This window comes from Nonomuraea sp. NPDC050691 (genome assembly GCF_040654455.1).
Lineage (GTDB): Bacteria > Actinomycetota > Actinomycetes > Streptosporangiales > Streptosporangiaceae > Nonomuraea.
The window spans coordinates 12,184-24,714 of the sequence record NZ_JBFAIA010000045.1 but is presented as its reverse complement, the minus strand read 5'-3'; the positions used below and the strand labels follow the sequence as shown (position 1 = coordinate 24,714).

At 72.3% G+C, this 12,531-nt stretch carries 15 protein-coding genes; 12 read left to right on the top strand and 3 right to left on the bottom strand.

Annotated elements, in window-relative coordinates; genetic code table 11:
- Window positions 1-29: 29 nt before the first annotated feature.
- On the bottom strand, window positions 30-797 hold the full coding sequence (locus AB0H81_RS18895) for an SDR family oxidoreductase (protein WP_358375942.1): 768 nt from the start codon (window positions 795-797) through the stop codon (window positions 30-32).
- A gap of 312 nt (window positions 798-1,109) precedes the next feature.
- Here AB0H81_RS18895 and AB0H81_RS18890 point away from each other — a divergent pair, with 312 nt between their 5' ends.
- The 7 genes from AB0H81_RS18890 (at window position 1,110) to AB0H81_RS18860 (ending at window position 6,042) form a co-directional block, all read left to right on the top strand.
- Window positions 1,110-1,286: a DUF1508 domain-containing protein gene (locus tag AB0H81_RS18890; RefSeq protein WP_253780095.1), complete on the top strand. Its 177-nt coding sequence runs from the start codon at window positions 1,110-1,112 to the stop codon at window positions 1,284-1,286.
- Window positions 1,287-1,623: 337 nt separating this feature from the next.
- Window positions 1,624-2,034 carry a hypothetical protein gene (locus tag AB0H81_RS18885; protein ID WP_358375940.1) on the top strand — a complete coding sequence of 137 codons (411 nt, stop codon included), beginning with the start codon at window positions 1,624-1,626 and terminating at the stop codon, window positions 2,032-2,034.
- Window positions 2,031-3,254, top strand: coding sequence for a divalent metal cation transporter (locus AB0H81_RS18880; protein ID WP_358375939.1), 1,224 nt, complete (start codon window positions 2,031-2,033; stop codon window positions 3,252-3,254). Before AB0H81_RS18885 ends, AB0H81_RS18880 begins: the two co-directional genes overlap by 4 nt.
- Entirely contained in the window at window positions 3,251-4,027 is a 777-nt protein-coding gene (locus tag AB0H81_RS18875) for a hypothetical protein (RefSeq protein WP_358375937.1), read from the top strand. The genes AB0H81_RS18880 and AB0H81_RS18875 overlap by 4 nt, the downstream gene beginning before the upstream one ends.
- Before the next feature lie 105 nt (window positions 4,028-4,132).
- Window positions 4,133-4,744 (top strand): hypothetical protein, encoded by a 612-nt coding sequence (locus AB0H81_RS18870; RefSeq protein ID WP_358375935.1) that lies wholly within the window; start codon window positions 4,133-4,135, stop codon window positions 4,742-4,744.
- Window positions 4,745-4,937: 193 nt separating this feature from the next.
- A complete protein-coding gene (locus AB0H81_RS18865) occupies window positions 4,938-5,438 on the top strand; it encodes a DUF6328 family protein (RefSeq protein WP_358375933.1) in 501 nt (166 codons plus the stop codon).
- Window positions 5,439-5,673: 235 nt separating this feature from the next.
- Window positions 5,674-6,042 (top strand): hypothetical protein, encoded by a 369-nt coding sequence (locus tag AB0H81_RS18860; RefSeq protein WP_358375931.1) that lies wholly within the window; start codon window positions 5,674-5,676, stop codon window positions 6,040-6,042.
- Window positions 6,043-6,111: 69 nt separating this feature from the next.
- Here the strand turns inward: AB0H81_RS18860 and AB0H81_RS18855 are convergent, their stop codons facing one another.
- Together AB0H81_RS18855 and AB0H81_RS18850 are read right to left on the bottom strand one after the other, a co-directional pair.
- Window positions 6,112-6,528: an SRPBCC family protein gene (locus tag AB0H81_RS18855; protein WP_358375930.1), complete on the bottom strand. Its 417-nt coding sequence runs from the start codon at window positions 6,526-6,528 to the stop codon at window positions 6,112-6,114.
- A 94-nt stretch (window positions 6,529-6,622) separates the two neighbouring features.
- Window positions 6,623-7,603 carry a carbohydrate kinase gene (locus AB0H81_RS18850; protein ID WP_358375928.1) on the bottom strand — a complete coding sequence of 327 codons (981 nt, stop codon included), beginning with the start codon at window positions 7,601-7,603 and terminating at the stop codon, window positions 6,623-6,625.
- 203 nt (window positions 7,604-7,806) lie between these two features.
- Between AB0H81_RS18850 and AB0H81_RS18845 the strand changes: the two genes are divergently transcribed.
- From AB0H81_RS18845 to AB0H81_RS18825, 5 genes are all read left to right on the top strand, one after another.
- The gene (locus AB0H81_RS18845) at window positions 7,807-8,796 is read left to right on the top strand and encodes a sugar ABC transporter substrate-binding protein (protein WP_358375926.1); all 990 of its coding nucleotides are present in this window, start codon (window positions 7,807-7,809) and stop codon (window positions 8,794-8,796) included.
- Between the two features lie 10 nt (window positions 8,797-8,806).
- Window positions 8,807-9,769, top strand: coding sequence for an ABC transporter permease (locus AB0H81_RS18840; RefSeq protein WP_358375925.1), 963 nt, complete (start codon window positions 8,807-8,809; stop codon window positions 9,767-9,769).
- Window positions 9,766-10,575, top strand: a complete 810-nt coding sequence (locus AB0H81_RS18835; protein ID WP_358375923.1) for an ATP-binding cassette domain-containing protein — start codon at window positions 9,766-9,768, stop codon at window positions 10,573-10,575. Before AB0H81_RS18840 ends, AB0H81_RS18835 begins: the two co-directional genes overlap by 4 nt.
- Before the next feature lie 19 nt (window positions 10,576-10,594).
- Complete coding sequence (locus tag AB0H81_RS18830; protein ID WP_358375922.1) at window positions 10,595-11,608, top strand: LacI family DNA-binding transcriptional regulator; 1,014 nt, start codon at window positions 10,595-10,597, stop codon at window positions 11,606-11,608.
- A 397-nt stretch (window positions 11,609-12,005) separates the two neighbouring features.
- The gene (locus AB0H81_RS18825; RefSeq protein WP_358375921.1) at window positions 12,006-12,527 is read left to right on the top strand and encodes a hypothetical protein; all 522 of its coding nucleotides are present in this window, start codon (window positions 12,006-12,008) and stop codon (window positions 12,525-12,527) included.
- Window positions 12,528-12,531 lie beyond the last annotated feature (4 nt).

Below are 12,531 nucleotides of genomic sequence, written 5' to 3'. Positions count from 1 at the left end.
ATCGTACAACTTCGGCAGTCATCGTACGACTAGACGGCGGACCACCCGTTGTCGACGGCGAGGACCACGCCGTTGACGTTGGCCGCGGCGGGGGAGGCGAGGAAGACGATCGCCGCGGCCTGCTCGTCGGGGTCGCAGACGCGGCCCGCGTTGTTCAGGTACGACATGACGACCGACGGGCCGAGCGCGTCCTGGTCGATCTCGACCTGGATGTTGGTGGCGGTGCCGCCGGGGGCGATGGCGTTGGCCCGCACGCCCTTGTCCCGGTACATCACGGCCAGCGACTTGGTCAGCCCGGCGATGCCGTGCTTGGAGACGGTGTAGGCGGCGCCGGCCGCGCTGCCGCGCAGGGCCGCCTCCGACGCGGTGTTGACGATCGCCCCGGCGCCCGAGGCCATGAGGTACGGCAGGGACGCCCGCGTCAGCAGGAACGGCGCGGTCAGGTTGACCCGCAGCACCGTCTCCCACTCCTCGTCGCCGGTGTCGCCGGCCGCGGACATGCGGTCCATGACGCCCGCGTTGTTCACCAGCACGTCGATCCCGCCGAACGCCTCCACCGCCGTCGCCACCACCCGCTCCACGACCGCCCGGTCGCCGAGGTCGCCGACCACGCTGACCGCGGTGCCCCCGGCCGCCTCGACCTCGGCCACCACGGACTTGGCCCGCTCGCCGTCCAGGTCCGCGATCACCACGTTCGCCCCCTCGGCCGCGAAACGCAGGGCCGCCGCGCGGCCGATGCCGGAGCCGGCTCCGGTGACGATGACGCTTCGGCCGCGCAGACCCGTGGCGGTGCTCATGGGGGCTCCTTCACTCGATCGGCCGGGCCTTCCCCGGCCGCCGAGGCAATTTGAAACGATCTTCACAATGGGGGCGGGCTCACCTGCGCAGAGATCGGCGATCGGCACGCGGTGGAAGGTCGAACAGCAGCCCGAGCGTCCCGGCGTCCACGCGCGCCATGGCGCGGCCACCGGGTAGCCGCCGGAGGAAAGGAGCGTGAACACCCCGGGAGGGCCGGCTCGCCCCGGTCATCAAACGGCAAAGCCGAGGCATAGAAGGCATGCCGTTGGGAAGTCGTGAACCCCATCGAATCCGACGAACAGGAGGAAGTCATGGCAGCGCGCTACGTGCTGAAGAAGGCGTCCAACGGCTACCGCTTCAACCTCGTCGCCACCAACGGGCAGATCATCGCCACCAGCGAGTCCTACACCACGAAGGCCAACGCCCTGAAGGGCATCGAGTCGGTCCGCGCCAACGCCGGCGCGCCCGTCGAGGACCAGACGGCCTGATCAGGCGCCGTTCTGGCCCCACCACCTCCCACGACTCGTCCCGCGCCGCGCGCACCCGGCGGGCGTGCGGCAGCGGCGCCGCCCCGACCGGCGTCAGCCGCACGCCCTGGGAGTCCCGCTCGAACAGCGGCGCGCCGAGCCATCAGGCCGGGTCTTGGACGCGCGCCCCGCCCCCCCGCCGCACTCCCCACCCGGCTGGACTGACGCGAGTGACTATGATCGCCCGCTGAGGGAAGCCTGCCCCTATGACCGACGAGGGGCTGGTGTTGCTCATGGCCTGGGGGCAGCTGTTCGCGCTGCTGGGCGTGCTGACCTACTTCCTGCTGCGCGGGCGGGCATGAGGGCGTTACTGGCCGCCCTCGCGCTGGTGGTGACGCTCGGCGGATGCGTGAGCCCGGCCTGGGACGACCACGACTACGCGCTCAAGGCGCAGGAGACCACCAAGACGGCGCACTCCATCGTCGAGATGACGCGCCTGGCCGTCCAGCACGCCGGTGACCTCCACGGGCCGTACCTCAAGACCGTGCTGACCGACGCGGCGGTGGACCTCGGCAACGTGGCGCAGCAGTTCGGCGGCGTGCAGCCGCCCTCCGACGCCTCCGACCGGGTGCGCGAGAGCACCCTGGAGAAGGTGCAGCAGGCCGAGGACGAGATCGACTCCCTGCTCGCCCAGATCCGGTGGGGCGGGATCGAGCAACCGGCGCAGGCGGCCGCGCGGCTGGAGAAGCTGGCCGGGGAGCTGCGGTGAAGAAGGCGTTCGCCGTCACGCTCGGCATCCTCACCGCCATCGGCGGATTCGTCGACATCGGCGACCTCGTGGCCAACGCGCTGGTGGGCGCCCGGTTCGGCATGTCGCTGGCCTGGGTGGTCGTGGTCGGGGTCATCGGGATCTGCCTGTTCGCCGAGATGTCGGGCCGCATCGCCGCCGTCTCGGGACGACCCGTCTTCGACCTCGTCCGCGAACGGCTCGGACCGAGGGCCGGCGTGGTCAACCTCGCCGCGTCGTTCTTCGTCAGTCTGCTCACGCTCGCCGCCGAGATCGGCGGCGCGTCGCTCGCCCTGGAGCTGGCCACCGGCGTCAACTACCTGCTGTGGGTGCCGGGCGTGGCGTTCGTGGCCTGGGTGGTGATGTGGCGGGTCAAGTTCGAGACCATGGAGCGCGTCTTCGGGCTCCTCGGGCTGGTGCTCGTGGTGTTCGCGGTCGCGCTGTGGGCGCTCGGGCCCGACTGGGGTGAGCTGGCGGGCCAGCTCACCTCCCCGCCGCAGGCGGAGGGCGCGCCGACCTACTGGTACTACGCCGTGGCCCTGCTCGGCGCCGCGATGACGCCGTACGAGGTGTTCTTCTTCTCCTCCGGCGGCGTGGAGGAGCGGTGGACGCGCAAGGACCTGGCGGTAGCGCGGACCAACGTGTTCGTCGGCTTCCCCCTCGGCGGCCTGCTGTCCCTGGCCATCGCGGCCTGCGCGGCCACGGTGTTCCTGCCGGTGGAGGCCGAGGTCGAGACGCTGGGCCAGATGATGCTGCCGGTCGGCCTGGGCCTCGGGAAGATCGGGCTCGCGCTGGTCATCCTCGGCGTGTTCGCGGCCACGTTCGGCGCCACCCTGGAGACCGCGCTGTCGTGCGGCTACACGCTCAGCCAGTACTTCGGCTGGCAGTGGGGCAAGCTGGTGCGGCCCGTCGAGGCCGCCAGGTTCCACACGGTGCTGCTGGTGACGGTCGTCCTGGCCGCCGCGCTCATCCTCACCACCATCGACCCGATCATGGTCACGGAGTACTCGCTGGTGTTCTCGGCCGCGGCGCTGCCGCTGACGTACCTGCCCGTCCTGATGATCGCCAACGACCCCGACTACATGGGCGACCACGTCAACGGCAGGTTCTCCAACGCGCTGGGCACCTTCTACATGCTGCTCCTGACGGTGGTCGCCGTGGCGGCGATCCCGCTGATGATCGCGACGAAGGCGGGGCAATGAGAGCCAGAGAGATCCACGCCGGGCTGCACCTGCTCGACCGGCAGGTGGTGCGCGCCTCCACCGGCAGGCTCGTCTGCAAGGTGGACGACCTGGAGCTGAGCGGCGACCCGCCCCACGTGACGGCCATCCTCGCCGGCCCGCTCGCGCTCGGCCCCCGCCTCGGCGGCGTGCCGGGCCGGCTCATGGTCGCGATCGCCGAGCTCCTCAGCCCGCAGGAGCACCCGCGGCCCTGGCGCCTGCCCATGCACCTGGTCACCGAGCTGGGCGGCGCCGTCGAGGTGGGCGGCGATCCGGAGGAGCCCGCGCTGGAGGCCTGGGCCAGGCGGAACATCGTCGCCAAGATCCCCGGCAGCGGCGCCGAGGAGGAGCCGCGGGAACGGCCCGCCCGCCACGGTCAGGCCCCGGCCGCGCGGCTCGGCGCGTACCTCGGCAAACCGGTGCTCGACTCGGAGGGGAAGCTCGTCGGGAGCGTGGCCGACGTCCGGCTGCGCCAGGACGGCCCGCTGCTGATGGAGGTGCAGCAGGCGTTCACCGTCGCCGACCTGATCGTGGTGCCCCACTGGCACTCCCGCCTGTTCGGGTACGAGCGCGGCCCCGGAGGCCGGGCCCCGAAGCTGGTCAGCGCGATCATCCGCGGCCGGTTCGCCGGCGGCAGGCTGGTGCCATGGGACCAGGTGGAGACCCCCGCGCCGCCCGCGTTCCGGCTGAACGTCCCGGCCTCCCGGCTGGCCCCGCTCACCGACCTGTACGAGCCCGATCCGCGGCGCGGATAGCCTCACCAACTCTTGGGCCCCCCGAGGGCACCGGCCGGTCGACCGGCCCGGCGGACCCTCCTAGCGTGGGAGCTGCAGGGGGCAACCCGGAGAGGGGAGGCGGCGATGTTCGTCCAGGTCTTCCAGGGGCCGGTGGCCGACGCGGGCGAGGCGCGCGAGGCGCTCGACCGGTGGGCGCGCGAGCTGGCACCCGGCTCGTACGGCTGGCTCGGCACGACCGCCGGTGTGACCGAGGGAGGCACGCTGGTGGCCGTGGCCCGCTTCGAGTCGCGGGAGGAGGCGCGGCGCAACTCCGACCGGCCCGAGCAGACCCAGTGGTGGATGGAGACGGCCAAGCTGTTCGCCGGCGAGGTGACCTTCCACGACTGCGACCAGGTGGACGTGTACCTGCGCGGAGGGTCCGACTCGGCGGGGTTCGTCCAGGTGATCGAGGGCCGGGTCGGTGACCCGCCGCGCGTGCGCGAGCTGCTGCGCCGCAGCGAACCCGACCTCGCCGGATTCCGGCCCGACCTCATCGGCGGCCTGGCGGCCGTGGCCCCCGACGGGGACTACGTCGAGACCGTCTACTTCACCTCCGAGGCGGAGGCGCGGATGGGCGAGCGCGCGGAGCCGCCGGCCCGGTTGCGGGAGGAGTTCGAGGAGATGATGGGTCTGTTCGAGACCTCGCCTGTCTACCACGACCTGCGCGACCCCTGGTTCTGGTCGCCGGGGTCGTAGGGCGGGTCCAGAGGCCGGAAACGGTGAGCGGCCCAGATGCGGCACGCGCGTGGTCAGGGCGACGGCCTGTGTTCCGGGGCCGGGTGATCCGGGGCGGCGGCCCGCGACCCGTGTACCGAACGAGGTTTCGACCCTCGACGGGCGGAAAGTCGTAGCGGGTCGGATCGTCGTCAGAGCCGGAAGGGCGGCCCAGGTGGATCAGGGGTTGAAGAGGGAGGAGACGGAGGGCGCGCGCGCTGACCGCAACTTCGTGGAGCTGCTGCAAGGCGCCCGTGTGGCGGTCACCGGAGTTCAGGTGCTGTTCGCGTTCCTGCTGACGGTCCCGTTCTCACCCGGCTTCGACCGGCTCGGCGAGGGCGACCGGCGGCTGTTCTACGTCGCGCTGGTCAGCGCGGCCCTCGCGTCCATCTGCTACATCGCGCCGGCGACACAGCACCGCATGCTGTTCCGGCAGGGGCTGAAGGAGACGCTGGTACGGCGCTCGAACAGGTACGGCATCGCGGGGGCGCTCGCGCTGGCCGTGTCGATGACCGCGGCCACCATGCTGGTCGTGGACTTCCTGTTCCACAGCGCGATCGGAATGGTCACGGCGGGGATCGTGGCCCTGGTGGCCGCGTGGGCGTGGTTCGGCCAGCCGGCGCTCGACCGCAACCGGCCGCCGGAGGACGGCGCCGGTTCCGACAGCCCGAACTGACGTGTCCCTCCTGTGGGCGTGCCGGGGGTGACGAACGGCCCCCGGCACCGTATAAGGGGGAGGACACGTCTTGCCCGCCCGCCGACGGCCGGCGGCGAGATGAGCCGAGGGCGGTCTCGCCGCCGCGCACCGGGCCGGCGCGGCGGCGGCCCCCAGCCCTCCGCGCATGCCGTACGGGCTGCGGGGTAACGGACCCGGGAACGCATGTCACCAGGGGAAACGCATCGGGGGAATCGTGGCAGAGCAGAACCGGCCCGTCGAGGGCGAGCACAAGTACCAGCAGCACATCAGCTCGCCGGACGAGCACGAGGAGCGGCCCGGACGCAGCCTCATCACCACCGACCACGACGTGATCCGCCAGTGGGCCGAGCACCGCAAGGCGCGTCCCGCCACGGTGCCGGGGACGGAGCACGAGGGACACCCCGGCGTGCTCAGGTTCGACTTCCCCGGCTACGGCGGCCAGGACCTCCAGGAGATCTCCTGGGACGAGTGGTTCAGGACGTTCGACGAGCGGAAGCTGAACTTCCTCTACCAGGAGCACACGAAGGACGGCAAGGAGAGCAACTTCTTCCGCCTGGAGAACCCGGACCGCGACGACGCCTGACCCAGGGGCCCGCGTCCCGCGCGTGAGCGCGCCGAGCCCGTGGTCGGGCGCTCCGCGCCGGGCTCGGGGTCAGGCGCGCCGCGCGACCTCGGCGGCCAGCCGGTCCAGCGACTCGTCGAGCATGGACCGCACCTGCGCGCCGCGCTCCCGCGGCGTCTCGTCCTCCGGCTCGTCGAGCAGCGAGATGTGCACGGTCACCTCGCTCGCCCCGTCGGCCCGGTCGGCCACCTGGAGCCAGCCCGCGTACTCGGGGTGGTCACGCCCGCCCCACTCCACGCGCAGCTGCTCCCGCGACGCCCCGAACAGGCCCTCGTGCTCGCCGCCGCCCGGCACCACGTCGCCGGCCGCCTCGACGACGCCCTCGCCCTCGTCGCGCACGTGCAGCCCGTGCGGGAGCCGCTGGTTGACGAGGTCCATGTCGGAGGCCACCTCGAACACCGTCGCGCTGGACGCGGGCATCTCACGGGTCGCTTCGTACTCGGCCATCTCCTCACCTCCGGCCCGGCCCTACCCGCCGCCACCGGAGACAAACGATCACCACGCGCCCGCCGCCGCGCGCCGTGCCCTTACCCGGCCGCCTTCATGCGCTGGCCCGGTCGTCCAGGTCGCGCGCCCACGGCGGGTCGGCGCCCGGGACCGCGCAGGTCAGCGCCGCCACCCGGGCGGCGAAAGCGGCGGCGTCGACGGCGGTCTCCAGGTCCAGCCCGTCCAGCCGCCCGCCCAGCAGGCCCCGCCGGTCGAGCCGGTGCAGCAGCCCGGCGGTGAACGCGTCGCCGGCGCCGACCGTGTCGACGACCGTCACACGGGGCGCCGCGACCTCGGCCCGTGCGCCGTTCAGCGAGACGAGGGCGCCGGCCCCGCCCCTGGTGACGATGACCAGGGGCGCCCCGGCGGCGTGCCAGACGTCGCAGACGTGCTCCACCGGCTCGTCCGGGGCGAGGAAGGCGAGGTCGTCCTCGCTGAGCTTGAGGATGTCGGCGAAGGCGCACCAGCGGGCCACGTCGTAGGCCACGCGCGGCGCCAGGCTGGGCCGCACGTTCGGGTCGATCGACACCGTCGCGCGCTCCGCCGCGGCGGCCGCGAACGCCTCGACCGCGTCGCGACCCGGCTCCCTGACCAGCGCCAGCGAGCCCGTGTGCAGGCACGCCGCGCCGCTCAGGTCGCGGGAGTCCAGCTCGGCGGCCGTCCACGCCCAGTCGGCGGCGCCCTCGGCGTGGAAGCCGTAGGCGGCCTGCCCGCGTTCGTCGAGCGCGGCGACCGCGAGCGTGCTCGGCTCGGCCGCCTCGACGCACGCCGACAGGTCGACGCCCGAGGAGGCGAGCCGGTCGCGGAACAGCCGCCCGAACACGTCGCCCGACAGCCGCCCCAGGAACCTCGCCGGCGTGCCCAGCCGGGCCAGCGCCACGGCCGTGTTGGCCGGGCCGCCGCCCGCGTGCACCCGAAGCGTCAGCTCGCCGCTCGTCGCGCCGGCCCCGCCCGGCGAAGAAGCGGGCCTGGCCCCGGTGGCGGGCTCGTGTTCGGCGAAGGCGTCTGCCACGCACTCGCCGAGGACAGCGATCATCGGATCTTCCTTTCCGCCCTCTTGACCGACGGCCGGGTTTCCCGCTGTTGCCGATTCGTTACGGGGCGAAAGCATTGACGTTTCCAGGCCAGGAGTTCATCATCACAACACAGCGGATGTCAACGTTGACATGTGTCAACGATGACATCGCGTTCTCCCTGATAGTACGATTAAATCCGAGACCACTCTGTTAGGAAGCCACCATGAATGCAAGGCTCTCGGCCGGTCTCCTGGCTGCCGCTCTGCTGGCAGCCGGATGCGGCGGCAACAGTGGAGGCGGCGGCGAGCAGGCCGGCGCCGCGAAGGTCGGACTCATCACGAAGACGGAGACCAACCCGTTCTTCGTGAAGATGAAGGAAGGCGCCGAGAAGGCCGCCAAGGCCGACGGCATGGAACTCATGACGGCGGCCGGCAAGTTCGACGGCGACAACGCCACCCAGATCACCGCCATCGAGAACATGGTGGCCGCCGGGGTCAAGGGCATCCTCATCACGCCCAGCGACACCAAGGCCATCGTCCCCGCGATCAAGAAGGCCCGCGACGCCGGCGTCGTCGTCATCGCGCTCGACACGCCGACCGAGCCGCAGGACGCCACCGACGCCCTGTTCGCCACCGACAACTTCAAGGCCGGCGAGCTGATCGGCCAGTACGCCAAGGCCGCGATGGCCGGTAAGCCCGCCAAGATCGCCACCCTGGACCTGGCTCCCGGCATCACGGTCGGCAAGCTCCGCCACGACGGCTTCCTCAAGGGCTTCGGCGTCGCCGAGGGCGACCCGCAGATCGTCTGCTCGCAGGACACCCGCGGCGACCAGGCCAAGGGCCAGACCGCGATGGAGAACTGCCTGCAGAAGGCGCCCGACATCAACGTCGTCTACACCATCAACGAGCCCGCCGCTCTCGGCGCCCACACCGCGCTCAAGGCCGAGGGCAAGGACAAGAGCGTGCTCGTCGTCTCCGTCGACGGCGGCTGCGCCGGCGTCAAGGCCGTCCAGGCGGGCCAGATCGCGGCCACCTCGCAGCAGTACCCGCTGAAGATGGCCGAGCAGGGCGTCAACGCCGTCGCCGAGTACGCCAAGAGCGGCAAGAAGCCCTCCGGCTACACCGACACCGGCGTCACCCTGATCACCGACAAGGCAGTCCCCGGCGTCGACGCCAAGGACACCGCCTTCGGCCTGGCGAACTGCTGGGGCTGACATGGCCGTCATGCAGGCGACGCTCCCGCGCCGCATCCTGACCACGCCGACCGCCGGTCCGCTGGCGGCCCTGCTGCTGGCGTGCGTGTTCTTCGCGTTCAAGAGCGACCAGTTCCTGACCGGCGGCAACTTCTCGCTGATCATTCAGCAGGTGATGGTCGTCGGCACGCTGGCCATCGGCCAGACCCTCATCATCCTGACCGCGGGCATCGACCTGTCCAACGGCGCCATCATGGCGTTCGGCGGGATCGTGATGACCAAGCTGGCCGTCGAGAGCGGCCTGCCGCCGCTGCTCGCCATCGCGGCCGGCCTGGTCGTCTGCGCGGCCTTCGGCCTGGCCAACGGCCTGCTGGTGATGAAGATCAATCTGCCGCCGTTCATCGTCACGCTCGGCATGCTGAACGTGGTGTTCGCGCTGACCCACATCTACTCGCAGGACCAGACGGTGACGAACCTGCCGCCGGAGATGACGTTCCTGGGCCAGACCTTCCGGATCGGCGGCACCAACGTCACCTACGGCTCCCTGCTCACCATCCTGCTGTTCCTGCTGTTCGCGTACCTGCTCGGCCAGACCGCCTGGGGGCGCCACGTGTACGCGCTCGGCAACAGCGCCGAGGTGGCCCGGCTCACCGGCATCCGCACCAACCGGCTGCTCGTCGGCGTCTACACGGTGGCCGGCCTCGTCTACGGCATCGCGGCGCTGCTGCTGGTGTCCCGTACGGGTGTCGGCGACCCGCAGGCCGGCCAGACCGACAACCTCGACAGCATCACCGCGGTCGTCCTCGGCGGCACCAGCCTGTTCGGCGGGCGCGGCACCGTGCTCGGCACGCTGATCGGCGCCCTCATCGTGGGGGTCTTCCGCAACGGCCTCCAGCTCATGGGCGTACCGTCGATCTATCAGACCCTCATCACCGGCATCCTGGTGATCCTCGCCGTCACCGTCGACCAGCTCTCCCGCAGGAGGACCCGATGACACCCGTGCTCCAGGCGCGCGGCCTGGTCAAGCGCTACGGCCACGTGACGGCGCTCGACGGCGCCGACTTCGACCTCATGCCCGGCGAGGTGCTCGCGGTCATCGGCGACAACGGCGCCGGCAAGACCAGCCTCATCAAGGCGCTGACCGGCGCGCTCCAGCCGGACGAGGGGGAGATCGTCCTCGACGGCAAGCCGGTGCGCTTCCGCGACCCGCTGGAGGCGCGCAGGCACGGCATCGAGACGGTCTACCAGGACCTCGCGGTCGCCGCCTCGCTCGACATCGCGACCAACATGTTCCTCGGCCGCGAGGTTCGCAGGCGCGGGCCGCTCGGCACGGTGTTCCGCATGCTCGACAAGAAGCGCATGCGGGAGGAGTCCGCCAAGCACATGGAGGACCTCAAGATCGGGCTGCGTTCCCTGACCCAGCCGGTCGAGTCGCTGTCCGGCGGGCAGCGGCAGGGCGTCGCCGTCGCCCGCGCGGTCGCCTGGGCCTCGCACGTCGTCGTCATGGACGAGCCCACGGCCGCGCTCGGCGTCAAGGAGTCGGGCCAGGTCCTGGACATGATCAAGCGGGTCCGTGACCGCGGCACGCCCGTCGTGCTCATCAGCCACAACATGCCGCACGTCTTCGAGATCGCCGACCGCATCCACGTCCAGCGGCTCGGCCGCCGCGTCGCCCAGCTCAAGCCGGCCGACCACAACATGGCCGAGGTCGTGGCCATCATGACCGGGGCGATGACGGTCTCCGACGGCAAGGCGGTGGTCACGGACAAGGACGCCGCGGAGGCCATCGGCCTTTCCTGACGCCACTACCATGGTCGGAATGCGGCGACCCACGATGGCAGACGTCGCCCGCGAGGTCGGTGTCACGGCCAAGACCGTGTCGCGGGTGCTCAACGACGACGGGCCCGTCGCGGTCGAGACGCGCGAGCGCGTCATGGAGGCGGTGCGCAAGCTCGGCTACCAGCCCAACCTCATGGCCCGCAACATGCGGGTCGGGGCGCGCGACGCGGCGATCGGGCTGGTCATCCCCGAGATGGGCAACCCGTTCTTCGGCACCGTCGCGGGCGGGGTCGAGAGCGTCGTGCGCCCGCGCGGCCTGACCCTCATCGTCGGCTCCTCCAGCGAGACGGCCGAGCTGGAGCGTTCCCTGGTCGCGACGTTCCTGGCCCGCCGGGTCAGCGGGCTCATGATCGTGCCGTCGGCCGCCGGTGACCACCGTTACCTGCGCGCCGAGCGGGCCGCCGGGCTGCCCATCGTCTTCCTCGACCGGCCCGCCGTCGGCATGGCCGCCGACCACGTCGTCAGCGGCAACCGCGAGGGCGCCCGGGAGGGCGTGGCCCACCTCGTCGCCCACGGCCACCGCCGCATCGGGTTCGTCGGCGACCTGCCCACGCTCCTCTACACCCGGCGCGAGCGTTTCCAGGGCTACCGCGACGCGCTGGAGGCGGCGGGTCTGCCGTTCGACCGGGCGCTCGTGGAGAGCGGCCACGACCAGGAGGCGGCCAGCGCGGCCGTGGTCCGGCTGCTCGACCTGCCCGACCCGCCGACGGCGCTGTTCGCGGCCAACAACTTCGCCTCCATGGGCGCGATCGTCGCGCTGGCGCGGGCCGGGCGTCGCGACGTGGCGCTGGTCGGGTTCGACGACCTGCCGCTGGCGGAGGTGCTCGAGCCGCCGCTCACGGTCGTCGCCCAGGACCCGGCCGCGCTGGGCACGGCGGCGGCCGAGCTGGTGCTCACGCGCCTCGACGGCCACCCGTCGCGCGCCGCCCGCCGCGAACAGATCCCGACCCGGCTCATCGCCAGGGGGTCGGGCGAACTGCCGCCGTCCCGCTGACGTGCGCTCTGCCGAGGTGGATGCCCTGGGGCGGGCATCCCCAGAACTCGGATCCCGGCGGGCGGGAGGGACGAGGCCGCCGCACGACACAGCCGGGCGTCGAGCTGCGCGCCGGCGTGGCGCCTTCGGCCGGGATCCCTTGGCGCCTTTTCGCTGACCAGCCCGCCCGAGGCGGCCCCACCTGGGGACCGCCTCGGGTACCCGGGGGAGCCGGCCTCCCGGGCGGCGCCTTCTGGTGAAGACGCGGTGCATGAGCCGGCACCCCCTGACGTGGAATCCCCTGAGAGCTTCGGCTGGGACCCTTCTGGCGTGGAATCCCTGGGCGGATTCGCCGGGGCGGGATTCGATGAGGTCGGGGACGCCGGTGTGAAGGTCGATGGCAGGGGAGGGCGATGACGTGGGGAAGCGGTTTCGCGACCCGGGGTGGAAGCTGTGGCACTACGCGCGCGAGATCCTCGTGCGGTGCCCGCGCTGCGACGGGCGGGCGCTCGTCGCCGTCCATCCGGACCATCGCGAGAGGCACGCGTACGCCGTCGGGTGGCTGACGGCGCCCCACCGGCTGACCTGCGGCGGGTGCGGGCGGGTCGCCGACTGGGCGCCCGGCCGCTGGGAGCCCGGCCGGGGCGACCCGTACTTCACCTCCGGCGGCCCGTACGTGGTGCCGCGCCTCGGCGGGCCCGACGACCCGTACTTCGGGCTGCCGCTGTGGCTGCGGCGGCCGTGCCGTGACGGGGTGCTGTGGGCGTACAACCTGGCGCATCTGGACGCGCTGGAGGCGTACGTGGCGGCGCCGCTGCGGGAGCGGCCGGCGACGGCGGGGTCGCAGACGATGCTGGAGCGGCTGCCCGCCTGGATGAAGGCGGCGGGCAACCGCGAGGAGGTGCTGGCGGCCATCCGCTCGCTGCGCGCCTCGACCTGAGACG

Coding starts and splice junctions, on each gene's coding strand:
- AB0H81_RS18845 (WP_358375926.1), top strand. CDS start 7,807: ATGAATGCAAGGCTCTCGGCCGGTCTCCTGGCTGCCGCTCTGCTGGCA.
- AB0H81_RS18840 (WP_358375925.1), top strand. CDS start 8,807: ATGCAGGCGACGCTCCCGCGCCGCATCCTGACCACGCCGACCGCCGGT.
- AB0H81_RS18890 (WP_253780095.1), top strand. CDS start 1,110: ATGGCAGCGCGCTACGTGCTGAAGAAGGCGTCCAACGGCTACCGCTTC.
- AB0H81_RS18870 (WP_358375935.1), top strand. CDS start 4,133: ATGTTCGTCCAGGTCTTCCAGGGGCCGGTGGCCGACGCGGGCGAGGCG.
- AB0H81_RS18855 (WP_358375930.1), bottom strand. CDS start 6,528: ATGGCCGAGTACGAAGCGACCCGTGAGATGCCCGCGTCCAGCGCGACG.
- AB0H81_RS18885 (WP_358375940.1), top strand. CDS start 1,624: ATGAGGGCGTTACTGGCCGCCCTCGCGCTGGTGGTGACGCTCGGCGGA.
- AB0H81_RS18835 (WP_358375923.1), top strand. CDS start 9,766: ATGACACCCGTGCTCCAGGCGCGCGGCCTGGTCAAGCGCTACGGCCAC.
- AB0H81_RS18850 (WP_358375928.1), bottom strand. CDS start 7,603: ATGATCGCTGTCCTCGGCGAGTGCGTGGCAGACGCCTTCGCCGAACAC.
- AB0H81_RS18830 (WP_358375922.1), top strand. CDS start 10,595: ATGCGGCGACCCACGATGGCAGACGTCGCCCGCGAGGTCGGTGTCACG.
- AB0H81_RS18895 (WP_358375942.1), bottom strand. CDS start 797: ATGAGCACCGCCACGGGTCTGCGCGGCCGAAGCGTCATCGTCACCGGA.
- AB0H81_RS18875 (WP_358375937.1), top strand. CDS start 3,251: ATGAGAGCCAGAGAGATCCACGCCGGGCTGCACCTGCTCGACCGGCAG.